21 protein-coding genes and 1 other RNA gene are annotated in these 21,891 nt (G+C 62.4%); 14 read left to right on the top strand and 8 right to left on the bottom strand.

Annotated elements, in window-relative coordinates:
• Window positions 1-17 precede the first annotated feature (17 nt).
• From C6V82_RS07605 to smpB, 4 genes are all read right to left on the bottom strand, one after another.
• A complete protein-coding gene (locus C6V82_RS07605; RefSeq protein ID WP_102587454.1) occupies window positions 18-1,466 on the bottom strand; it encodes a GntP family permease in 1,449 nt (482 codons plus the stop codon).
• Complete coding sequence (locus tag C6V82_RS07600; protein WP_102587455.1) at window positions 1,466-2,551, bottom strand: patatin-like phospholipase family protein; 1,086 nt, start codon at window positions 2,549-2,551, stop codon at window positions 1,466-1,468. The genes C6V82_RS07605 and C6V82_RS07600 overlap by 1 nt, the downstream gene beginning before the upstream one ends.
• Before the next feature lie 76 nt (window positions 2,552-2,627).
• Window positions 2,628-3,009: a transfer-messenger RNA gene (gene ssrA, locus C6V82_RS07595) on the bottom strand.
• A 40-nt stretch (window positions 3,010-3,049) separates the two neighbouring features.
• The gene (smpB, locus tag C6V82_RS07590; RefSeq protein ID WP_102587456.1) at window positions 3,050-3,541 is read right to left on the bottom strand and encodes an SsrA-binding protein SmpB; all 492 of its coding nucleotides are present in this window, start codon (window positions 3,539-3,541) and stop codon (window positions 3,050-3,052) included.
• A gap of 275 nt (window positions 3,542-3,816) precedes the next feature.
• Here smpB and C6V82_RS07585 point away from each other — a divergent pair, with 275 nt between their 5' ends.
• The gene (locus C6V82_RS07585; RefSeq protein ID WP_102587457.1) at window positions 3,817-4,251 is read left to right on the top strand and encodes a type II toxin-antitoxin system RatA family toxin; all 435 of its coding nucleotides are present in this window, start codon (window positions 3,817-3,819) and stop codon (window positions 4,249-4,251) included.
• 4 nt (window positions 4,252-4,255) lie between these two features.
• Complete coding sequence (locus tag C6V82_RS07580) at window positions 4,256-4,555, top strand: RnfH family protein (RefSeq protein WP_102587458.1); 300 nt, start codon at window positions 4,256-4,258, stop codon at window positions 4,553-4,555.
• 60 nt (window positions 4,556-4,615) lie between these two features.
• Here the strand turns inward: C6V82_RS07580 and C6V82_RS07575 are convergent, their stop codons facing one another.
• Window positions 4,616-5,023, bottom strand: a complete 408-nt coding sequence (locus tag C6V82_RS07575; RefSeq protein ID WP_219724486.1) for an outer membrane protein assembly factor BamE — start codon at window positions 5,021-5,023, stop codon at window positions 4,616-4,618.
• 72 nt (window positions 5,024-5,095) lie between these two features.
• Here C6V82_RS07575 and fur point away from each other — a divergent pair, with 72 nt between their 5' ends.
• On the top strand, window positions 5,096-5,524 hold the full coding sequence (gene fur / locus C6V82_RS07570; RefSeq protein ID WP_102587460.1) for a ferric iron uptake transcriptional regulator: 429 nt from the start codon (window positions 5,096-5,098) through the stop codon (window positions 5,522-5,524).
• Between the two features lie 75 nt (window positions 5,525-5,599).
• Here fur and recN read toward each other — a convergent pair whose 3' ends face one another.
• Entirely contained in the window at window positions 5,600-7,273 is a 1,674-nt protein-coding gene (gene recN, locus C6V82_RS07565; protein ID WP_102587461.1) for a DNA repair protein RecN, read from the bottom strand.
• Between the two features lie 293 nt (window positions 7,274-7,566).
• Between recN and grpE the strand changes: the two genes are divergently transcribed.
• From grpE to dnaJ, 3 genes are all read left to right on the top strand, one after another.
• Window positions 7,567-8,187, top strand: a complete 621-nt coding sequence (grpE, locus tag C6V82_RS07560) for a nucleotide exchange factor GrpE (protein ID WP_102587462.1) — start codon at window positions 7,567-7,569, stop codon at window positions 8,185-8,187.
• 141 nt (window positions 8,188-8,328) lie between these two features.
• On the top strand, window positions 8,329-10,260 hold the full coding sequence (gene dnaK / locus C6V82_RS07555) for a molecular chaperone DnaK (protein WP_102587463.1): 1,932 nt from the start codon (window positions 8,329-8,331) through the stop codon (window positions 10,258-10,260).
• A gap of 91 nt (window positions 10,261-10,351) precedes the next feature.
• Window positions 10,352-11,506, top strand: coding sequence for a molecular chaperone DnaJ (gene dnaJ / locus C6V82_RS07550; protein WP_102587464.1), 1,155 nt, complete (start codon window positions 10,352-10,354; stop codon window positions 11,504-11,506).
• A gap of 73 nt (window positions 11,507-11,579) precedes the next feature.
• Here dnaJ and C6V82_RS07545 read toward each other — a convergent pair whose 3' ends face one another.
• Window positions 11,580-12,524 (bottom strand): HNH endonuclease, encoded by a 945-nt coding sequence (locus tag C6V82_RS07545; protein WP_102587465.1) that lies wholly within the window; start codon window positions 12,522-12,524, stop codon window positions 11,580-11,582.
• A gap of 221 nt (window positions 12,525-12,745) precedes the next feature.
• Here C6V82_RS07545 and C6V82_RS07540 point away from each other — a divergent pair, with 221 nt between their 5' ends.
• From C6V82_RS07540 to greA, 7 genes are all read left to right on the top strand, one after another.
• Window positions 12,746-13,027: a DUF2218 domain-containing protein gene (locus C6V82_RS07540; RefSeq protein ID WP_102587466.1), complete on the top strand. Its 282-nt coding sequence runs from the start codon at window positions 12,746-12,748 to the stop codon at window positions 13,025-13,027.
• Window positions 13,024-13,941 (top strand): EamA family transporter, encoded by a 918-nt coding sequence (locus tag C6V82_RS07535; RefSeq protein WP_229843122.1) that lies wholly within the window; start codon window positions 13,024-13,026, stop codon window positions 13,939-13,941. Before C6V82_RS07540 ends, C6V82_RS07535 begins: the two co-directional genes overlap by 4 nt.
• 123 nt (window positions 13,942-14,064) lie before the next feature.
• Window positions 14,065-14,367: a HigA family addiction module antitoxin gene (locus C6V82_RS07530; RefSeq protein WP_102587468.1), complete on the top strand. Its 303-nt coding sequence runs from the start codon at window positions 14,065-14,067 to the stop codon at window positions 14,365-14,367.
• A gap of 58 nt (window positions 14,368-14,425) precedes the next feature.
• A complete protein-coding gene (gene dapB, locus C6V82_RS07525; protein WP_102587469.1) occupies window positions 14,426-15,229 on the top strand; it encodes a 4-hydroxy-tetrahydrodipicolinate reductase in 804 nt (267 codons plus the stop codon).
• 429 nt (window positions 15,230-15,658) lie between these two features.
• Window positions 15,659-16,804, top strand: a complete 1,146-nt coding sequence (gene carA / locus C6V82_RS07520; protein ID WP_102587470.1) for a glutamine-hydrolyzing carbamoyl-phosphate synthase small subunit — start codon at window positions 15,659-15,661, stop codon at window positions 16,802-16,804.
• Window positions 16,805-16,868: 64 nt separating this feature from the next.
• Window positions 16,869-20,114 (top strand): carbamoyl-phosphate synthase large subunit, encoded by a 3,246-nt coding sequence (gene carB, locus C6V82_RS07515; RefSeq protein WP_102587471.1) that lies wholly within the window; start codon window positions 16,869-16,871, stop codon window positions 20,112-20,114.
• Entirely contained in the window at window positions 20,111-20,587 is a 477-nt protein-coding gene (gene greA, locus C6V82_RS07510; protein WP_102587472.1) for a transcription elongation factor GreA, read from the top strand. Before carB ends, greA begins: the two co-directional genes overlap by 4 nt.
• Window positions 20,588-20,718: 131 nt before the next feature.
• Here greA and yhbY read toward each other — a convergent pair whose 3' ends face one another.
• A complete protein-coding gene (yhbY, locus tag C6V82_RS07505; protein WP_102587473.1) occupies window positions 20,719-21,045 on the bottom strand; it encodes a ribosome assembly RNA-binding protein YhbY in 327 nt (108 codons plus the stop codon).
• 152 nt (window positions 21,046-21,197) lie between these two features.
• Here yhbY and rlmE point away from each other — a divergent pair, with 152 nt between their 5' ends.
• Window positions 21,198-21,878, top strand: coding sequence for a 23S rRNA (uridine(2552)-2'-O)-methyltransferase RlmE (rlmE, locus tag C6V82_RS07500; protein ID WP_102587474.1), 681 nt, complete (start codon window positions 21,198-21,200; stop codon window positions 21,876-21,878).
• The last annotated feature ends 13 nt before the right edge of the window (window positions 21,879-21,891 follow it).

The following is a 21,891-nucleotide window of genomic DNA, read 5'->3' as shown; positions in this document are numbered from 1 at the left end:
GGCTAGACCGGTACCGTTCAGAACGTGCCTGCCAGGCTACCCACCGAGATCAGCAGTACCAGCGCGAGGATGGGAGCCACGACAGCGACCATCGCGATATCCAGGTACGCCTGTCGGTGAGTCAGGCCACAGATGGCAAGCAGGGTGATGACTGCTCCATTATGCGGTAGGGCATCCAGCCCACCGGTCGCCACCGCCGTGACCCGGTGCAGCAGCTCGGGTGAGATGCCAGCTGCCTGCCCCATGGTCAGGTAGGTGTCTCCCAGGGTGGCCAGGGCGATGCTCATGCCGCCGGAGGCGGATCCTGTCATTCCCGCCAGCAGGTTGACCGCAATGGCAAGCGAGATCAGGGGATTGTCTCCACCCACCGAGGTCACCCAACGGCTGATCGAGTCGAAGGCCGCCAGTGACGCGATCACCGAACCGAAGCCGACCAGGCTTGCTGTATTGAAGATTGGCACCAGCGAGGCATTGGCGCCGCTTTCGAGGGTGGAAGTGAGGGGAGCGAGGCGCTTCAGATTGGTGCCGATGATGACCAATATAGCGATGACCAAGGCAGCGATTACCGACCAGACCCCGCGTACCGATTCGATGCTCGTGGTCCCATAGAGCGGCTCGGCGAGATAGTCTGTGTCCATGGTTGGTATCACCACAGCCGTGAACAGCAGGTTGAACAAGATAACCAGAACGATCGGCATCATCGCCAGGGGCAGGGAGGGGCGTGACTGGTCGGGCTTGCGGAGCGCAGTCTCGGCCAGGTCGGAACTTTCTCCCGCTGCGTGTTCGCGCAGGTGGTTGGCAGGTGGCGCTTCATCCTGATGGTCACCATAGCCTTCGCAGGCAAGGCGCGCCTGCCGCGCACGATAATTCAGCCAGGCTTGTCCCAGACCAAGCATGACCAGACCCGTGAGGATGCCAAGCCCGGGTGCGGCAAACGGTGAGGTGCCGAAATAGGGCATGGGAATGGCATTCTGGATGGCCGGAGTGCCCGGCAGCGCCGTCATGGTAAAAGTGAAGGCTCCCAGGGCGATGGTGCCGGGAATCAGTCGCTTGGGCAGGTCGGCCTGGCGAAACAGTGCCGCGGCAATCGGATAAACCGCAAAGGCCACCACGAACAGCGAGACACCACCATAGGTCATCACCGCACAGGAGAGCACCACCGCCAGGATGGCGCGGGTGTCACCGAGACGCTGGATGATCGCACTCGCCAGTACCTCGGCGCTCCCCGATTTTTCCATCAACTTGCCGAATATCGCGCCCAGCAGGAACAGCGGAAAGTAGCGGACGATGAAGTCGCCGGCGGCCCCCATGAAGACCTGGGTGTAGCTGGCCAACAGTGGCGTGTCCACAGAGACCAGTGCCACCAGCGTTGCCAGCACCGGGGCCAGGATCAACAGGCTGAGGCCGCGGTAGGCGAGATACATTAACCCCAGCAAGGCTGCCGCGATCGCCGTGATGCCAATCATCAGTGGGCCTTGTCGTCAGGTGCCTCGGTGGTTGCCTTGGGCGGCGAAACCGGACGGAAGGTGTCGTCGAAGATGGCATTCAGGTCGAAGGTCGAATGCTCGCCAAGGGCATCGAAGTGGGCTTCCAGCCACTGATCCGCCCAGCCACGCCCTTGGGCGTGCAGGCGGGAGAGGAAGTCCCAGTCAGCGTTCATCTTGCTGGAGGCGCTGAGCCGCTCGACGTCATGCTCCGCATGTATCAGGTGCAGCCGCATGGCGCGGAACGTCTCCATCTCCAACCCTTCGGCCTCGATCAGCTGTTGCAAGAGCTGGATACTGCGCAGCTCCTTGATCAGGCTGGAGTTGAAGGTGATCTCATTGATCCTGTTGAGAATGTCTCGAGCGCTCTCCGGTAGTGCTTGACGCAGCAGGGGATTGATCTGCACCACCACGAGGTCACGGCAGCCCTGGTCATCGACCAGTGGGTAGAGCGCCGGGTTGCCGCTGTATCCGCCATCCCAGTAGGCCTCGCCATCGATCTCCACGGCCGGAAACACGGAAGGCAGGCAGGCCGAGGCCATCACGGTGTCGACGCTAAGCTCGGGTTGGTGAAATATCTTCGCCCGGCCGGTACGCACATTGGTGGCGGTGACGAATACCTTGACCTTGCGGCAGGCATTGACCCGTTCGAAATCTACGCGCTCGAGGACCAGATCACGCAACGGATTGATGTCCAAGGGGTTGAGCTTGGCTGGCGGGATCAGTTGGGTGAGGCCTTCGAAGAATAGGTAGCTCGGCGAATGATCGAGGTTGTCGTTACCCATCAGCCGATCCCAGAAGGTGCGCTGGATAGGTGAGAAGCGCGCCGCATCACTGACCGCTTTCCAGAAAGCGTGCAACGCCTCACGGGCTCCCTCGCGGCCACCCCGCTGCAGTCCATCCGCCAGTACCACGGCATTCATGGCGCCCGCGCTGGTACCGCTGATTCCATCGATCTCAAGGCGCTCGTCCTCGAGCAGGCGATCCAGTACTCCCCACGTCAGCGCGCCGTGTGAACCGCCGCCCTGCAACGCAAGATCGATTCGCTTGGTGTCCTGTTTTCCCATATAGCCTCCCGAGACGGCTGTCGTTAGGTGAGGCAAAGAAAAAGGCGCTCGTAAGCGCCTGATTCTATTACTTGAGTGGTGGAGGCGGCGGGGATCGAACCCGCGTCCGCCGGCACTCGCCCATTGGCTCTACATGCTTAGATTCCGTCGTTTGATTTAACGCCGCTGGCTCCGACGGTCAGGATCCAGAAGCGCGATTCCTCGTCAAGTTTAGCGATTGGCGAGAGGACACCACCAGCCGCGATCCCATCAGTCTTGGCTCATATCCCGTCGGCGATGAATGGGCACATCGCGTTCGGGCCGGACAAGAAGCTAACAGCGTTTAAGCTGCCAGCGCGCCCTGAGCGTAGTTGTCGTCGTTTGCGACTATTTAGTCGTGATGTTGGATTTACGAGATACATCACGCTCTCGGCATGCACCGCAAGGTTTGTCACCGGCGTCGAAGCCATGTCGCCCCCATAAGCGCCATCATAACAGCATGGCCGATTCTGTGACACCTCAGCCCTTGTTTTGTTCGCGCATCACACGGCCTTTCTGGCGCTGCCAGTCGCGGTCCTTCTCGGTGGCCCGCTTGTCGTGCAGCTTCTTGCCGGTCACCAGCGCCAGTTCGCACTTCACCTTGTTGCGCTTCCAGTACAGCTTGAGCGGCACGCAGGTGTGCCCCTTGTCCTGGGTGCGCGAAAATATCCGCGCGATCTCCTTGCGATGCAGCAGCAGCTTGCGGGTGCGCGTGGGATCGGCGATCTCATGGGTACTGGCGGTGTTGAGCGGCATGATGTGGCTGCCGAGAAGCCAGGCCTCGCCATTCTTGATCAGGATGTAGGTGTCGGTGAGCTGCGCCTTGCCGGCACGCAGGCTCTTCACTTCCCAGCCCGCCAGTGCCAGCCCCGCCTCGAAGGTCTCGTCGATGTGGTATTCGAAGCGTGCCTTCTTGTTCAGGGCGATGGCGCTGCTGCCGGGTCCCTTTCCCTTGCCTTTCTTGTTGGCCATGAATCCTCGTATCGTGTTCTTGCCGGTAGCGGCTGCCCCCTTCGATATGAGGGGAAGCGTGGTACCATTCAAGGCTTGAAGGAAGCACTGCACAAATGCCTGCGCGGGCCAATCACCGCGTTGCGCGGTGCGCGGAATCCTCACCTATACCCCATAGGCTCCGGTTCCTGTGCTCCGTGCGCCTTGTGATTCGCACCGCTCGTCGATTTGCTCAGGCTTCCTGAAATAACGGCTCATGATACGCCCTGGGCACTGTGAAGTCAGCGGAGAGCTCAATGCCAACGGTCAATAGAACCGCCATGGTGCGGCATACCCCCCAGGACATGTTTGATCTGGTCAACGATTTTGAGCGTTATCCGGAGTTTTTGCCGGGTTGCCGGCGTGCTCGCCTGATCGAGCGCGATGAGGTGCACTTGATTGGCGAAATGACATTGGGGCGGGCGGGCATCGAGCAGAGCATCATGACCCGCAACGACCTGGTCGAGCCTGAGCGTATCGAGATGTCGCTGGTGCGCGGCCCCTTCAAGCGACTGCGTGGCCGCTGGTTGTTCATCCCGATGGGCGAAGATACCTGCAAGGTGTGCCTGGAGATGGAGTTCGAATTCGCCAATCGGCTGCTCGGCATGGCGTTCGGCAAGTTGTTCCAGCAGGTGGCGGGCCAACTTGTCGATTCCTTCACCCGCCGCGCCGATGATCTCTACGGGCGCTAGCCGAATGGCCGATATCGACGTGGAAGTGGCCTACGCCAGCCCCGAAAGGCAACAAATTGTCAGCTTGCATGTGCCAACCGGCACGACAGCGCGGCAAGCGGTGATGCTGGCAAGGCTTGAGCGGCACTTTTCCGAGCTGAAGCCCGATACCCTCGCGGATGCCCCATTGGGCATATTCGGCTCGCGGCTCAGTGAGCCCGATACCCACGTGCTGGCATCTGGGGACCGGGTCGAGGTCTATCGACCGTTACAGATCGACCCCAAGGCGGCGCGCATCGCGCGGGCCTCCCGGCCGAAGCGTTGATACCCCACAGGTTGGCCTGTGGGGTATCAAGAGTGCCTTGTCGGGGCGTCCAGGCAATGGTTACTCGCGCGGCAGAGCATCCATCGGGTCGGCACCTTCCACCTGCGGGCCTGCATCATCGACGCCTTCCAGCTCGATATCGCGGTCAAGCTCGCCTTCACGCCTCACGTCCACCAGCTGGTCGCCGGAGAATGTCAGCGTGACGCGGCGGGTTTGCACATCGCCATAGGCCTCCTCCAGCCGGAATACGTAGTCCCACTGGTTGGCATCGAAAGGCGCCTCGAGTAGCGGGCTACCCATCACGTCGACGACCTGCGCACGGCTCATGCCAGGTTGTAGCTGGTTCACGGTATCCGCGTTCACCAGGTTGCCCTGGGGAAGGTCACGCTTGTAGACACCGAAGTAACTGCAACCGCTTACCATCAGCAAGGCAGCGGAAAGGGTGATGATTCTGGTCAACTTTTGCATTTGCGCCTGTTCTTCACTATCGTGGTTTCGGTCGATCATACCCGACCCTACCCGATACTGCGAAGAGCGACCATGGCCGACCAGAACCATGAATTACGCAAGGCCGGTCTGAAGGTGACCCTGCCGCGCGTCAAGATACTGCAAATTCTCGAGAATGCTCAGGGTGAGCATCACTTGAGTGCCGAAGATGTCTACAAGACCCTGCTCGAGGCCGGCGAGGATGTTGGCTTGGCCACCGTCTATCGCGTGTTGACTCAGTTCGAATCGGCGGGCTTGGTGGTGCGCCATAATTTCGACGGCGGCCACGCGGTATTCGAGGTTTCCCAGGAGGAACACCATGACCATATGGTGTGCCTCGATAGCGGTGAGATCATCGAGTTCTTCGACGAGACGATCGAGCGTCGTCAGCAGGAAATTGCAGACGAGCATGGTTTCGAGCTGGTGGATCACGCCCTGGTGCTCTACGTACGCCCCAAGGGTTCTCAGGCCACCCGCCAGTAACAAGTCTTCCTGTGAACTGGCAAGGCTGTGCAAGCGGCCCCGATCATCGATCGGGGCCGCTTGCGTATGGGCGCCTCAGTGATGGGGCCTTTGGCTTGCATCAAGCATTTCGCGCGCATGGGCCAGCGTGTGATCGGACAGGGTCACGCCGCCAAGCATCCGCGCGAGCTCACTGACCCGGCCGGCCTCGTCGAGTACCGCCATGCGGGTCAGTGTGGTGTCGCGCTTGGCCTGTTTTTCGATGTGCAGATGCTGGTGGGCCTGGGCGGCCACCTGCGGCAGGTGAGTCACGGTCATCACCTGCCCGGACTCGCCCAACCGTCGCAGTAGCTGGCCGACGATCTCGGCGGTGGCGCCCGAGACACCGACATCCACCTCGTCGAACACCAGGCTCGGTATGGTCGAGTGGCGTGCCGCTACCACCTGTATCGCCAGGCTGATGCGCGAAAGCTCGCCCCCCGAGGCCACCTTTGCCAAGGGCCGCGCCGGTTGGCCTGGGTTTGCGCTGATCAGCAGCCGCACGCGATCGAGCCCTTCGGCTGCCGGGCTCTCGCGGGTGGCCACCTCCACCTCGAAGCGCGCCTTGCCCATGGCCAGGAAGGCAAGCTGCTCCTGTACGGCCTTGCCAAAGCGCTTGGCTGCCTGGCGGCGTGTCTCGCCAACCCGCCGGGCCTGTTCCTTCCATGTCTCGCTCAAGCCCTCTACCTCGGCGGCAAGCGTTTCCAGGTCCTGGTCGCTGCCGGAAAGCGCTTCCAGTTCGCTTTGCAGTTGGTGATGCAGGTGGGTCAGTTCGTCTGGCATCACATGGTGCTTGCGCGCCAGGCGATGGACATCGCCAAGACGCTCCTCCACCCAGGCCAGTCGCTCGGGGTCCAGCTCTGTGTTGCTGGCGAAATGATTGAGTTCGCGAGCGGCTTCCTCGACCTGGATGCGTGCATCGGAAAGCATCGCGATGGCCTCGGCGAGGCTGCCACGATCACCGCCGGGCAGCGCCGATAGCCGATGGATGGCTTGGTTGAGCAGGGTGGCGGCACCGCCGTCGTCATGGTCGCAGCACTCGGCGGCGAATTGGGCCTCACGAAGCCGTTCCTCGGCGTGAGCAAGCTCTTCCTGCTCATCCTCCAGGGCCTTGAGCTCTCCTTCGGCGAGCGCCAGTTGATCGAGCTCTTCGACCTGATAGCGAACCAGTTGCCGGCGTGCGGCCACCTCGTCGCCATCCTCGGCCAGCCGCTTGAGCTTGCGCCGTGTGGATTGCCAGACCCGAAAGGTCTCGGCCATTTCAGCCACTGCCTCACGCTGGCCGGCGAAGTCATCCAGCAGACGCAGGTGGGTCTCCTCGCGCAACAGCGCCTGGTGGGCGTGCTGGCCGTGGATCTCGATCAGATGTTCGCCGAGGGCTTTCAGATCGGCGATGGTGGCGGGCTGGCCATTGATCCACGCCTTGGAGCGGCCATTGGCGGTCACCACGCGGCGCAGCAGGCAATCATCATCGGGCAGTTCACGGGCCGTAAGCCACGCCCTGGCATCGGGAAGCGCGTCGATATCGAAGCGTGCCGAGAGGTCGGCGCGTTCGCACCCGTGGCGCACGCTGCCGGCATCCGCACGCTCGCCAAGGCACAGCCCCAGCGCACCGAGCAGGATCGATTTGCCGGCACCGGTTTCGCCGGTGATGGCGGTCATGCCGTTGGCAAGCTCCAGTTCGAGGTGGTCGACGATGGCGAAGTCGCGAATGGCAAGCTCTGTCAGCATGACGCCCTCCAAGTGGCCTTACTGTTCAACAAGGCGGTTCATAAAGGCTGTTTACAAAAGCTGTTTATAAAGGCTGTTTATTCGTACATGTATTGTGCGTTTATACAGTAGTCTAGCAGGCCTCACAATGCACGTCGCCAACATCCCCGTGCACATCTCTTCGTTCGATGGCTTGAGTTCCGAGTGGGCAGCCCCATATATCCCGGCAGACGGGATCAACATCCACAGACATCTCGAGCTGGTGGCCCTGGCTGCCACATCCTTTTATCAGGAAACCGTTTCAGGAGAGACCCATGGCCAAAGACCCCCAGACACCGTTGGATGACGAACTCGCCCGCCAGGAACAGGAGGCCGAGCCGCAACCGGTGGAAGGCTCCCTAGAGGATGCCGTGGAGGCCGCCGAACAGACCGACGAGGTGGAGCGGGAAACCCCCGACAACCCCGAGGCTGAAGTGTTGGCCGCGCGGGTCGAAGAGCTCGAGCAGAGCGTCTCCGATGCCAAGGATCAGGCACTGCGCGCAGCGGCCGAGGCTCAGAATGTGCGCCGCCGCGCGGAGCAGGAAGCCGAGAAGGCACGCAAGTTCGCCCTGGAGAAGTTCGTCAAGGAGCTTCTGCCGGTGGTCGACAGCCTCGAGAAGGCCCTTGAGTCGATGCGGGAAGAGGCTACCGAAGCGCATAGCGAGGGGGTTTCCATGACCCTCAAGATGCAGCTCGACGTGCTGAACAAGTTCGGTGTCGAGGTGGTGGAGCCCCATGGCGAGCCGTTCGACCCGCAATTCCACGAGGCCATGGCCATGGTGCCCAACCCCGAGCTCGACCCCAACACCGTGATGGAAGTGATGCAGAAGGGCTACCTGCTCAACGGTCGCCTGGTACGCCCCGCCATGGTGGTGGTCAGCCAGGCCAAGGGCTGAGCCGTACCGGCGCTTTGCATCAACAATTCCGGGTCGCAGGGCTTGAAAAGCACGAGGCGGCCCCCAGATAGACGTCAACTCCGCGGTGTAAGCCGCAGAACACGACTCACAGTGACTCAGCAACGAATTTGAGGATTTCCTATGGGACGCATCATTGGTATTGACCTGGGGACCACCAACTCCTGCGTGGCCGTGCTGGACGGTGACAGCGCCAAGGTGATCGAGAACGCCGAAGGCGCGCGCACCACGCCTTCCATCATCGCCTACACCGATGACGGTGAGACGCTGGTGGGGCAGGCGGCCAAGCGGCAAGCGGTCACCAACCCCCAGAACACGCTCTACGCCATCAAGCGCTTGATCGGCCGTCGCTTCAAGGACGACGTCGTCCAGAAGGACATCAAGATGGTGCCCTACACCATCACCGAAGCCGACAATGGCGATGCCTGGGTGGAAGTGAAGGGCAAGAAGCTCGCGCCGCCGCAGGTCAGCGCCGAAGTGCTGAAGAAGATGAAGAAGACCGCCGAAGACTATCTCGGTGAAGAAGTCACCGAGGCGGTGATCACCGTGCCGGCCTACTTCAACGACAGCCAGCGCCAGGCTACCAAGGACGCCGGCCGCATCGCCGGGCTCGAGGTCAAGCGCATCATCAACGAGCCCACCGCGGCGGCGCTGGCCTATGGCATGGACAAGTCGCGCGGCGACAAGACCATTGCCGTCTACGACCTCGGCGGCGGTACCTTCGATATCTCGATCATCGAAGTGGCCGATGTCGATGGCGAGACCCAGTTCGAAGTGCTGGCCACCAACGGCGACACCTTCCTGGGTGGCGAAGACTTCGACATGCACCTGATCAACTATCTGGTCGCACAGTTCAAGTCCGACAGCGGCATCGACCTTTCCGGCGACAACCTGGCCATGCAGCGCCTCAAGGAAGCCGCCGAGAAGGCCAAGATCGAGCTGTCCAGTGCCCAGCAGACCGACGTCAACCTGCCGTACATCACGGCTGACAACACCGGTCCCAAGCACCTCAACGTGAAGGTGACCCGGGCCAAGCTCGAGTCGCTGGTGGAGGATCTGGTCAAGCGCTCCATGGAGCCGTGCAAGATCGCGCTCAAGGATGCCGGCCTGTCCGCTTCCGAGATCGACGACGTGATCCTGGTCGGTGGCCAGACCCGCATGCCGATGGTGCAGAAGAGCGTGGCCGACTTCTTCGGCAAGGACGCCCGCAAGGACGTCAACCCGGATGAGGCCGTGGCCGTGGGTGCGGCGATCCAGGGCGGCGTGCTGGGCGGCGACGTCAAGGACGTGCTGCTGCTCGACGTGACCCCGCTGACCCTGGGTATCGAGACCCTGGGTGGTGTGATGACGCCGCTGATCGAGAAGAACACCACCATCCCGACCAAGAAGACCCAGACCTTCTCGACCGCGGATGACAACCAGACCGCCGTGACCATCCACGTGCTGCAGGGTGAGCGCAAGCAGGCGGGCGGCAACAAGTCGCTGGGCCGCTTCGACCTGGCGGACATTCCGCCGGCGCCGCGTGGTGTGCCGCAGATCGAAGTCGCCTTTGACCTCGATGCCAACGGCATTCTCAACGTGTCGGCCAAGGACAAGGCGACCGGCAAGGAACAGTCCATCGTCATCAAGGCCTCCAGCGGCCTGTCCGAAGATGAAATCGAGCAGATGGTGCAGGACGCCGAGGCGCATGCCGACGAGGACAAGAAGTTCGAGGAACTCGTTCAGCTGCGTAACCAGGCCGATGGCATGATCCACGCTTCGCGCAAGACCCTCGAGGAAGCCGGCGAGCATGCCAGTGACGAGGAGAAGCAAACCATCGAGACCGCTATCAGCGAGCTCGAGGAAGCGCTGAAAGGCGATGACAAGGATGCCATTCAGGCCAAGCTGGACGCGCTGACCGAAGCCTCCGGCAATGTGGCCCAGAAGATGTATGCCGCTCAGGCGGAAGCCGCCCAGCAGGACGGTGGCGAGGCCGGTGAGGCCGGTGCCAAGCAGGAAGATGACGTGGTCGACGCCGAGTACGAAGAAGTCAACGACGACCAGAAGAAGCAGTAAACCACGCATCTGATCCACGGAACGCGCCAGCGCGGGGGCCCGACTCCCGCGTTGGTGTTTCCGCGGTATCGCGACGGAGGCGGACAGACCCATGTCCAAACGTGACTATTACGAGGTGCTGGGATTAGAGCGCGGGGCCGATCAGAAAGAGATCAAGAAGGCCTACCGGCGGCTTGCCCAGAAGTTTCACCCCGACCGTAATCCGGACGATGAACAATCGGCCGAGAAGTTTCGCGAGGTCTCCGAGGCCTACGAGGTGCTCAGCGACAGCGAGAAGCGCACGGCCTATGACCAGTTTGGCCATGCCGGTGTCGACGGCCAGGCCGGTGGGTTCGGCGGTGGCGGTTTCGGCGGCGGTGCGGGAGCCGGCGGCTTCAGCGATATCTTCGGCGACGTGTTCGGCGACATCTTCGGCGGTGGCGGCGGGCGTCGTCATCCCAATGCTCCGGCGCGTGGCAGCGACCTGCGCTACAACCTCGAGCTCGATCTCGAAAGCGCCGTAGCCGGTACCACTGTGGACATTCGCGTGCCGCGCCATATCGAGTGTGAGCGCTGCGATGGCGAAGGCGCCGAACCGGGCTCCACCAAGGAGACCTGCCCGACCTGCCAGGGGCATGGTCAGGTACGCATGCAGCAGGGCTTCTTCGCCGTGCAGCAGACCTGCCCGACCTGCCATGGCTCCGGTCAGCACATCAAGGTGCCTTGCCATAAGTGCAACGGTGAAGGCCGTGTACGCGAGACACGCACGCTGTCGGTGAAGATTCCGGCCGGGGTGGACACCGGCGATCGCATTCGCCTCAACGGCGAGGGCGAAGCGGGCATCAACGGTGGCCCGCCCGGCGATCTCTACGTGCAGGCCGCCATCAAGCCGCACCATATCTTCCAGCGTGACGGTCGCCACCTGCAGTGCGAAGTGCCGATCAACTTCGTCGATGCCGCCCTGGGGGGTGAACTCGAAGTGCCGACGCTGGATGGTCGGGTCAAGCTCAAGATTCCGCCCGAGACCCAGACCGGCAAGCTGTTCCGGCTGCGTGGCAAGGGCGTGAAGCCGGTGCGCGGTGGCGCCCCGGGCGACCTGCTGTGCAAGGTAGTGGTCGAGACCCCGGTCAAGCTCGACGAGCACCAGAAGGAGCTGCTGCGCAACTTCCAGGAGAGCCTGGATGGCAAGAACAGCCACCACCACTCGCCCCGGAAAAGCGGCTTCTTCGACGGCGTGAAGAAGTTCTTCGAGGACATGAAGCCGTAACCGGCTCTCTCGCTCGAACGGCGCCACAAGGCCCCGGCATCGAAGGATGCCGGGGCCTTGGCGTGTGTGGGGCTCAGCGCTGCAGGTGATCCAGGCGCCAGGCCAATGCTTCGCGGTCGGGGCGACTGCGAGGATCCTGGGGAAGCACCAGTGGTTGTTGATTTAGTTCACAAAGCCAGCGGTTGTCTGCCACCAGCGCATCGACAGCGGGGCTGACATGCCAGAGATGGTCAGGACCTGGGGCGATCAAGTGGTTGTCCATGGCCCAGTGCAGGTTAGGCGTAAGCGCCAGACCATTGGTCGGGCGGTCGTCCTGGCTAATGGAGAAGGGTAAAAGATGAGCTGCTTCCACAAGGTAGCGGTAATCAGGCGTGATATAGCGCAACCGACTGGCTGCGCATCTGTAGTCATAGGCCTCTAGCACCAATGAGCGGAAAGCGGTTGAGCGGGCATACTGTTGGCGAGTCTCCTTGACACTTCCCACAAGGCGTTCGGTATGTTGCTCATACTCACCGCTCGTCAGCGCCGTATCGAGATAATCTTGAAGCCGCCTATAGGCATCTTTGTCCCATGAGAGGTATTGGGAAGCCAGTAGAGCGCAGGCTTCTCGAGCAGTCTGGCTATTGCTAACAGCTGAAAATAGGACCGGGTCAAGTGACGCAGCAGAAAACCTCTGCTCGATCTGCTTGATGGACTTGGGTTGGCCCATCTGGTCTGTAATATGTCGAATCGAATCCAAGTATTCCGGGCGCCAGAGTTTCCCAGACGCCCCATCCCTGTTCCTCAACGCCCACATTGGCATCCATGGTCGAGCCCGCTGTCGCTCACCTGTCACTGTTTCAAAAATATCGTAGTAGCGAGCTATAAGGCGTGTATCGATGAGTATGCGGGGAGAAGTGATATGCCCAGCTTGAATCTCACATATGATCGCCAGTAGTAAGCAAGGTTGGTGAGGAGCTGCGTGCCCACCCTTGCGATCAACCCTCAGGTGGGTCAAGCATTCCAATGCCTCATCCATACTTTCATGCTCCTCTTCATCCTCCGCATCCTACTGTAACGCTACTGGAAGGAGTTTGCCCTGATCGTCATCGTCTGCCGTGGTTGATTCCAGGTTCAGGCATTGCACATCGGATTCTGCCCCAACGGTTCGAACACGTCGTTTCTTCGAGGCGCGTCACTGGCGAACGGGTCGTCTCCGCCGTAGTCTGAGCAATGATTCATTAATCAGCGGAGAGCGTCATGCCGATTTCACGTGCCGAGGTTCCCACCGAGTCCGGGGCGAAGCTGGTCAACCGCTTGTGCAAGCATTGGGCTCACAAGCTCGAGGTGGAGCAGAAGGAGAACGAGGGGCGGGTGGCCTTCGAGGATGGCAGCTGCCTGCTGCAGGTGGAGCACGACAAGCTGCTGGTGGCGATCGAGGCGTTGGACGAGGAGGCACTGGATCGGCTCGAAGGGGTGGTCGGCCGCCATCTCGAGCGCATGGCCGGTGACGAGACGCTCGCCATCATCTGGGAAAATTGAGCGCTCCGCTGACATCCGCCCGTGCCCATGCGGGAATGCTGTTGTGGGCGCTGCTGGTCGGGTTGTCGTTTCCTGCGGTGGGGTTGATGAGTGCGCTGCCTCCGCTGCTGCTCACCGCGCTGCGCTTCGCCATCGCCTGTGCCGGCCTGTGGTGGCTGGCGCGGCGTTCGCCGAGTTTCGTGCCGGCGTGGCGGGTGTTGCCGCTCTACGCCCTGATGGGGCTGTGCCTGGCCGGTTTCTTTGGCGCGATGTTCTGGGCGGCGCATCATGCCACGGCGCTGTCCATGGCCACGCTGTATGTGTGTGTGCCGTTGCTGGCGTTTCTGCTGGGCCTGGGGTTTCGCGTCGAGCAGGCGGGATGGCGGCTGCCGGCGATACTGGCCCTGGGGGCTGCCGGGGCGCTGGGCCTGGCGCTCGCCGAGGCGTATCAGCAGGGAGGCCGGCTATCGGTCGGCAAGGGCGAGGTGGTGTTCTTCCTGGGGTGCGTGTCCACCGCGCTGTACCCGGTGCTCAGCAAGTGGGGGCTGGCCACCGGGCGCCTGCCGGCCTCGGCGGCGGTGCGCACCTTCTGGAGCCTGGGGCTGGGCGGCGTGCTGATCGGGCTTGTCGGGCTTGCGCTCGAGCCGCTCGGGCGGCTGGCGGAGATGACCGCCAGCGACCTGCTGCTGTTGGTCTATCTGGGGTTGTTCTCGAGTGCCCTGACCTTCTGGTTGATGCAGCGGGCCACGGCGGCGCTCACGCCTGGTGCAGTCACCGCTTACGGATACCTGGTGCCCTTCGTTTCCATGTTGCTGCTGTTCATCCAGACGCCAGAGCGCATCGACTGGGTGTGGGTGCCGGGCAGCCTTGCGGTGTTGGTGGCCATGGCGTTGCTGATGCAACGAAATGGCAACAGCCACGCCGCGGCTGATTGAAGGCGGTACATGGCGTTGTCTGTTTGACGTATTACGTGCTGCGTAATATTTTTCGAAATTTGGTGGCGCCTTCGATGTCGAAATCGTGGATTATCATTGAGCCGACGAAGAGGAGGTTGCGACATGATCAAAAACGGCATGCGCCCCATTCATCCGGGGGAGGTGCTGCGTGAAGAGTACCTGGAGCCGCTGGGTCTGAGCGTCAATGGGTTGGCGCGTGAGCTACGCGTGCCAGCCACGCGGCTTCATGAGATTGCGAAAGAGCGGCGTTCGATTTCGGCGGATACCGCCCTGCGTCTGGCGCGTTACTTCGGTGGTGACCCCCAGTCATGGCTTAGCCTGCAGGCAGCCTATGACCTCAAGCGGGTCGAGCTGGACCATGGGAAGGAGATTGAACGTAGCGTGTCGCCTCGGGATGCCGCTTGAAGCTCTGGTATACTGCCGCCCACTCTTGAACCGCTCCCCCCTTTCGACAGGAGACCACATGACCCGTATCGCCATCGTCGGTGTTGCCGGCCGCATGGGCCGCACCCTGGTCAACGCCGTGCAGCAGGATGCCGGTGCCACGCTCGCCGGCGGGGTCGTCGAGCCCGGCAGCTCGCTGGCTGGTGCCGATATCGGTGAGCTGGCCGGTGTCGGTAAGCTGGACGTGCGCGCCGTGGATTCCCTGGCCGCCATCGTCGATGACTTCGATGTGTTGATCGATTTCACCGCCCCCCAGGTCACCCTGGCCAACCTGGCGTTCTGCGCCGAGCATGGCAAGCGTATGGTCATCGGCACCACGGGGCTGAGCGACGATGAGCTGGCCGCGCTGGACAGTTTCGCTGACAAGCTGCCGATGGTCTTCGCGCCGAACATGAGTGTCGGCGTGAACCTGACCCTGAAGCTGCTCGAGACCGCCGCCCGGGCGCTTGGCGACGAAGGCTACGATATCGAGGTGATCGAGGCGCACCACCGCCACAAGGTCGATGCGCCTTCCGGTACGGCGCTGAAGATGGGCGAGGTGGTGGCCGAGAGCCTGGGGCGTACCCTCAAGGAGCATGGCGTGTTCGAGCGGGTCGGCCAGTGTGGTCCGCGCAGCGATACCGAGATTGGCTTCGCCACCGTACGCGCCGGCGACATCGTCGGTGAGCACACGGTGATGTTCGCCACCGAAGGCGAGCGTATCGAGATCACCCACAAGGCTTCCAGCCGCATGACCTTCGCCAGGGGCGCGGTGCGCGCGGCGCGCTGGGTGGCCGGCCAGGGCAATGGCCGCTATGGCATGCAGGATGTGCTGGGGCTGTAATAATATGAGCTTGGCCAAGGCTCGAGGCTGTTCCGGCGACAGGCCTTCGAGGGGGCGCTGTGAACCCCTCCCTGGGCGCTACCGATGCCATCCCTGGCATAGGACCCCCTCTTTGGCCTGTCCTCGGCGCCTCTCGCTGTATGCCTATGGCATATGCCTTAGAGGAGTAGCTCTCCAGGGGTAGCCGCCGGGCGGCGTATCCTGTAAAATCCCGAAAATTTTGGCCGGGCGCATGGGGCAGTAGTCCCTTTCGACGCGCTTGTTGCTTCGGCCCCTCCAGCGTTCTGAGCGACTGAATGCTTGGCGAATGAGTTCCGAGCGAATGACAACAAGCGGGATGAAACCGGTCTATGTCGGGTTTCGTCCCGCTTTTTTGCGGGCCGCGCTCCGGCGAGTGGTATTCCTTGAAAAGCATGGGAGGATGTTGCATTGAACAGACCCGCGATACTGGCCCTGGAAGACGGCAGTGTGTTTCATGGCACGGCCATCGGCGCCGATGGGCAAACGAGCGGTGAGGTGGTGTTCAATACGGCCATGACCGGCTATCAGGAAATCCTGACTGACCCCTCCTATACCCGCCAGATCGTCACGCTCACCTATCCGCATATCGGCAATACCGGCGTGAATGCCGAGGACGTCGAATCCGGCGCCATCGCGGCCGCCGGCCTGGTCATCCGCGATCTACCGCTCGTCGCCAGCAACTTCCGCTCCGAGCAGTCGCTTGCCGATTACCTCAAGAGCCAGAACGTGCTTGGCATCGCCGATATCGATACCCGCCGCCTGACCCGCATCCTGCGTGACAAGGGCGCCCAGAACGGCGCGATCCTGGCCGGCACTGAAGCCGAGGGCGAGGATGCCGTGGCGCGTGCGCTGGCCGCCGCCCGGGCCTTTCCGGGCCTGAAGGGCATGGATCTCGCCAAGGTGGTGTCCTGCCAGACGCCCTACGAGTGGAACCAGGGTGAGTGGGCGTTGGGGGCTGGCTATGCCGATGGTGCACAGGCCGAACGCCCCTTCCACGTGGTGGCGTATGACTACGGCGTGAAGTTCAACATCCTGCGCATGCTGGCCAGCCGCGGCTGCCGGTTGACCGTGGTGCCGGCCCAGACCCCGGCGTCCGAGGTCATGGCGATGAACCCCGACGGCGTGTTCCTGGCTAATGGCCCCGGTGATCCCGAGCCCTGCGATTACGCCATCAAGGCGATTCAGGACATTCTCGAGACCGAGGTGCCGGTATTCGGTATCTGCCTTGGCCACCAATTACTGGCGCTGGCCAGTGGCGCCAGGACGGTGAAGATGGGCCATGGCCATCACGGTGCCAATCATCCGGTCCAGGACCTCGATACCGGGCACGTGATGATCACCAGCCAGAACCACGGCTTCGCTGCCGACGAGGCCACGCTGCCGGCCAACGTGCGCGCCACGCACCGCTCGCTTTTCGACGGCACCCTGCAGGGGATCGAGCGCACCGACCGCCCGGCCTTCAGCTTTCAGGGCCACCCCGAGGCGAGCCCGGGACCCAGGGACGTGTCGCCGCTGTTCGACCGCTTCGTCGAGATGATGAAAGCCCGCTGCTAGCCCTGAGCTTGGGGTATCGCCGGACAATCGTCACCATTCGTCACCTATATTTGCGGGAAGCACCATGCCCAAGCGTACCGACATCCAGAGCATCCTGATCATTGGCGCCGGCCCGATCGTCATCGGCCAGGCGTGTGAATTCGACTACTCCGGTGCCCAGGCCTGCAAGGCCCTGCGCGAGGAGGGCTACCGGGTCATCCTGGTCAACTCCAACCCCGCCACCATCATGACCGACCCGGTGATGGCCGACGCCACCTATATCGAGCCGATCACCTGGCAGACGGTGGCGAAGATCATCGAGGCCGAGCGCCCCGATGCGGTGCTGCCCACCATGGGCGGGCAGACCGCGCTGAATTGCGCCCTGGAACTCGACAAGCACGGCGTGCTCGAGAAGTACGGCGTGGAGATGATCGGTGCCAATGCCGACGCCATCAACATGGCCGAAGACCGCGACCTGTTCGACCAGGCCATGCGGCGCATCGGCCTCGAGTGCCCCAAGGCGGAAGTTGCCCACAGCATGGACGAAGCGTGGCGCATCCAGGCAACGCTGGGCTTCCCGGTGATCATTCGCCCCTCCTACACCATGGGCGGCTCAGGCGGTGGCGTGGCCTACAACAAGGAAGAGTTCGAGGAGATCTGTACCCGCGGCTTCGAGCTCTCCAACAACCATGAGTTGCTGATCGACGAGTCGCTGCTGGGCTGGAAAGAGTACGAGATGGAGGTCGTGCGTGACCGCAACGACAACTGCATCATCGTCTGTGCCATCGAGAACTTCGACCCGATGGGCGTGCATACCGGTGACTCCATCACCGTGGCGCCGGCCCAGACCCTGACCGACAAGGAATATCAGATCATGCGCGACGCATCGCTTGCGGTGCTGCGCGAGATCGGTGTCGAGACCGGTGGCTCCAACGTGCAGTTCGGTGTGGATCCCGACACCGGGCGCATGGTGGTCATCGAGATGAACCCGCGGGTGTCGCGCTCCTCGGCGCTGGCCTCCAAGGCCACCGGCTTCCCGATCGCCAAGATCGCCGCCAAGCTGGCGGTGGGTTACACCCTGGACGAGCTCCAGAACGACATCACCGGTGGCCGCACACCGGCCTCGTTCGAGCCGTCGATCGATTACGTGGTCACCAAGATTCCGCGCTTCACCTTCGAGAAGTTCCCGCAGGCCAATGATCGCCTGACCACCCAGATGAAGTCAGTGGGTGAGGTGATGGCCATCGGGCGTACCTTCCAGGAGTCTCTCCAGAAGGCGCTGCGTGGCCTGGAGACCGGCAATGACGGTCTCGACCCGAAGTTTCCCGAGTATGCGTTCGGCGAGTTCACCGACGACGCCATGGCGCACATCAAGGGGGAGCTGCAGGCCGCTGGTGCCGAGCGTATCTTCTTCATCGCCGATGCCATGCGCGCCGGCATGACCCTGGAAGAGATCTTCGCGCTGACCAAGATCGATCCCTGGTTCCTGGTGCAGATCGAGGATCTGGTGCGTACCGAGCAGCAGGTCGCCACGCGCTCGCTCACCGAGCTGACCGCTCGCGAGCTGTTCGGGCTCAAGCGCAAGGGGTTCAGTGATGCGCGCCTGGCGAGCCTGCTTGGGGTGTCCGAAAAGGAATTCCGCAAGACGCGCCAGTCGCTCGGTATCCGCCCGGTCTACAAGCGGGTCGATACCTGTGCCGCCGAATTCGCCTCCGATACCGCCTACATGTACTCTACCTACGAGGAGGAGTGCGAGGCCGAGGTCTCGGATCGGCAGAAGATCATGGTGCTGGGCGGCGGGCCGAACCGCATCGGCCAGGGCATCGAGTTCGACTACTGCTGCGTGCACGCGGCGCTTGCCATGCGCGACGATGGCTATGAAACCATCATGGTCAACTGCAACCCGGAGACGGTCTCCACCGACTACGATACCTCCGACCGACTTTATTTCGAGCCGGTGACGCTCGAGGACGTGCTGGAGATCGCCGACAAGGAGCAGCCGGTCGGCGTGATCGTGCAGTTCGGCGGCCAGACCCCGCTCAAGCTGGCGCGTGAGCTGGAAGCCGCCGGCGTGCCGATCATCGGCACCACACCGGATGCCATCGACCGTGCCGAGGATCGCGAGCGATTCCAGCAGATGATCGACAAGCTGGGGCTCAGGCAGCCGCCCAATGCCACCGCGCGCAGCTTCGAGGAGGCCTTCGCCAAGGCCGAGGCGATCGGCTATCCGCTGGTGGTGCGTCCGAGTTACGTGCTGGGTGGGCGTGCCATGGAGATCGTCTATGACGCCTCCGAGCTCGAGAACTACATGACCCATGCGGTCAAGGTTTCCAACGACTCGCCGGTGCTGCTCGACCACTTCCTCAACGCCGCCATCGAGATCGATATCGACGCGGTGTCGGACGGCCAGCAGGTGGTGATTGGCGGCATCATGCAGCACATTGAGCAGGCCGGGGTGCACTCCGGTGATTCGGCCTGTTCACTGCCGCCCTATTCGCTGCCGGCCGAGGTGCAGGACGAGATGCGCGAGCAGGTCAGGCAGATGGCCGTGGAGCTTGGCGTGGTCGGGCTGATGAACGTGCAGCTGGCCTGGCAGGATGGCGAGATTTACATCATCGAGGTCAATCCGCGCGCCTCGCGCACCGTGCCCTTCGTCTCGAAATGCATCGGCACCTCGCTTGCCCAGATCGCCGCGCGCTGCATGGCCGGCAAGACACTTGCCGAGCAAGGCTTCGAGCGAGAGGTCGTGCCGCACTTCTTCAGCGTCAAGGAGGCGGTATTCCCGTTCAACAAGTTCCCGGGGGTCGACCCGATCCTGTCGCCGGAGATGAAGTCCACCGGTGAAGTGATGGGCAGTGGTGATACCTTCGCCGAGGCCTTCTACAAGGCCCAGTTAGGGGCCGGCGAGGCGATCCCGGCGCTTGACGGCGAGCGCAAGGCATTCGTCTCGGTGCGCGAGCCGGACAAGGCGGGTGTTATCGACGTGGCTCGTTCTCTGGTAACATTGGGCTTCACCCTATGTGCGACCCGTGGAACCGCCGCTGCCCTCCAGGCAGCCGGTCTCGATGTCGAGGTCGTGAACAAGGTTTTCGAAGGTCGCCCGCACATCGTCGATCTGCTCAAGAACGACGAGATCGCCTATATCGTCAATACCACCGAGGGCCGTCAGGCAATCAGTGACTCCTCGGTGATCCGCCGTACCGCGCTTGCCCGCAAGGTCCCCTACGCCACCACCCTGGCGGGGGCCAGTGCGGTTTGTATGGCGCTCGAGTACGGCAACGCGATCACCGTGCGGCGGCTACAGGATTTGCATGCAGGAGCTGGAAAATGAACAAGGTCCCGATGACCGTTGCCGGTGAGGCGAGCCTGCGCCGTGAGCTCGAGCAGCTCAAGAGCGAGGCGCGCCCCCAGGTGATCGCCGCCATCGCCGAGGCCCGCGAGCACGGCGATCTCAAGGAAAATGCCGAGTATCATGCCGCGCGTGAGCAACAAGGCTTCATCGAAGGGCGTATCCAGGAGATCGAAGGCAAGCTCTCCAATGCCCAGGTGATCGATGTCACGAAGCTGCCGCGTACCGGCAAGGTGATTTTTGGCGTCACCGTCGAGCTGATCAACCTCGACACCGATGAAGAGGTCAAGTACCGCATCGTTGGCGAGGACGAAGCCAACATCAAGTCGGGCCGTATCTCCGTCACTTCACCGATCGCCCGCGCGCTGATCGGCAAGGAAGAGGGTGATGTGGTGGTGGTAAAGACCCCAGGTGGCAGCGTCGAATACGAGATCGGCGGGGTGGAGCACCTGTAACCCAAGCTGGAAGAGCGGCGCTTCGCGCCTGGAAGCTTGAAGTCGGAAGAAAAATCGCCCCCATGGCAAGGCCGTGGGGGCGATTAGCATTAAGCAGCTTCCAGCTTCCAGCTCGCGCGAAGCGCGCTGTATCAGTGGCGGCCGTGATGCCCTTCGAAGCGTTTGACGTTGGAGAGCTTCGGGTTGACCTGGGGGTTGCGACGGTAAAGCAGCGCCATCTTGCCGATCGTCTGTACCAGTTCGGCGCCACTCGCCGCCACCAGCTCTTCCAGCATGGCGCGACGATCGTCGCGTTCCGGCAGGGCGAGCTTGATCTTGATCAGTTCGTGGTCGGTGAGTGCGCGGTCGAGTTCCGCCAGCACACCCTCGGAGATGCCGTTCTCGGAGACCATCACCACCGGGTTGAGGTGGTGGCCGGTGCTGCGAAATGCTTTCTTTTGTGCCGGTGACAAGCTCATGGTATCTTGCGTCTTCCTGGTTGCGCGCAGCCAGCCATGGTACGGCTAAATGCCGCCACCGACAATCCGCACGTCCATCTGTTCCCTGTCTAGACACAGTCAGTGTGCCGCACCGTCTTCTTCACACCGCATCAGCTCAATACAGGTATGCCGTGGCTCGTTCCCGCTCTGACTCTCCAGCCCAATCTCAAGGCAAATCCTCCGCTGGCAAGAACGCCACCAGCAAGACCAGCAAGGGCTGGCTGAAGGAGCATTTCGACGATCAGTATGTGCAGCGCTCCTGGCAGGACGGTTATCGCAGCCGTGCCAGCTACAAGCTGCTCGAGCTCGACGAGAAGGATCGGCTATTCCGCCGTGGCATGACGCTTATTGACCTTGGCGCGGCACCCGGTGGCTGGAGCCAGGTGGCGGCGGAGAAGGTCGGCAGCGACGGTATCGTCATCGCCTCCGACATCCTGGAAATGGACGCGTTGGCCGGGGTCGACTTCATTCAGGGCGATTTTACCGAGGATGCCGTGCTCGACGCGATCCTTGCCCGGCTGGGCGAGCGCCCCGTAGACCTTGTGATGTCGGACATGGCCCCCAATATGAGTGGTATGGCGGCCATCGATCAGCCTCAGGCGATGTATCTGGTGGAACTGGCGCTCGATCTGGCCCGCCAGACCCTGTCCCCCGGCGGTTGCTTTCTTGCCAAGGTGTTTCAGGGGGAGGGGTTCGACGAGTATTTCAAGGAGCTGCGTGGCAGCTTCAAGCGGGTGGTGACCCGCAAGCCAGGGGCCTCGCGGGCGCGTTCGCGCGAGGTCTACCTGCTGGCCGAGGGCTTTCTGGGTTGATTCGATGCGTTCC

The organism is Halomonas urumqiensis, assembly GCF_003028575.1.
GTDB lineage: Bacteria > Pseudomonadota > Gammaproteobacteria > Pseudomonadales > Halomonadaceae > Halomonas > Halomonas urumqiensis.
This window is presented reverse-complemented; position numbering and strand designations above follow the sequence as displayed.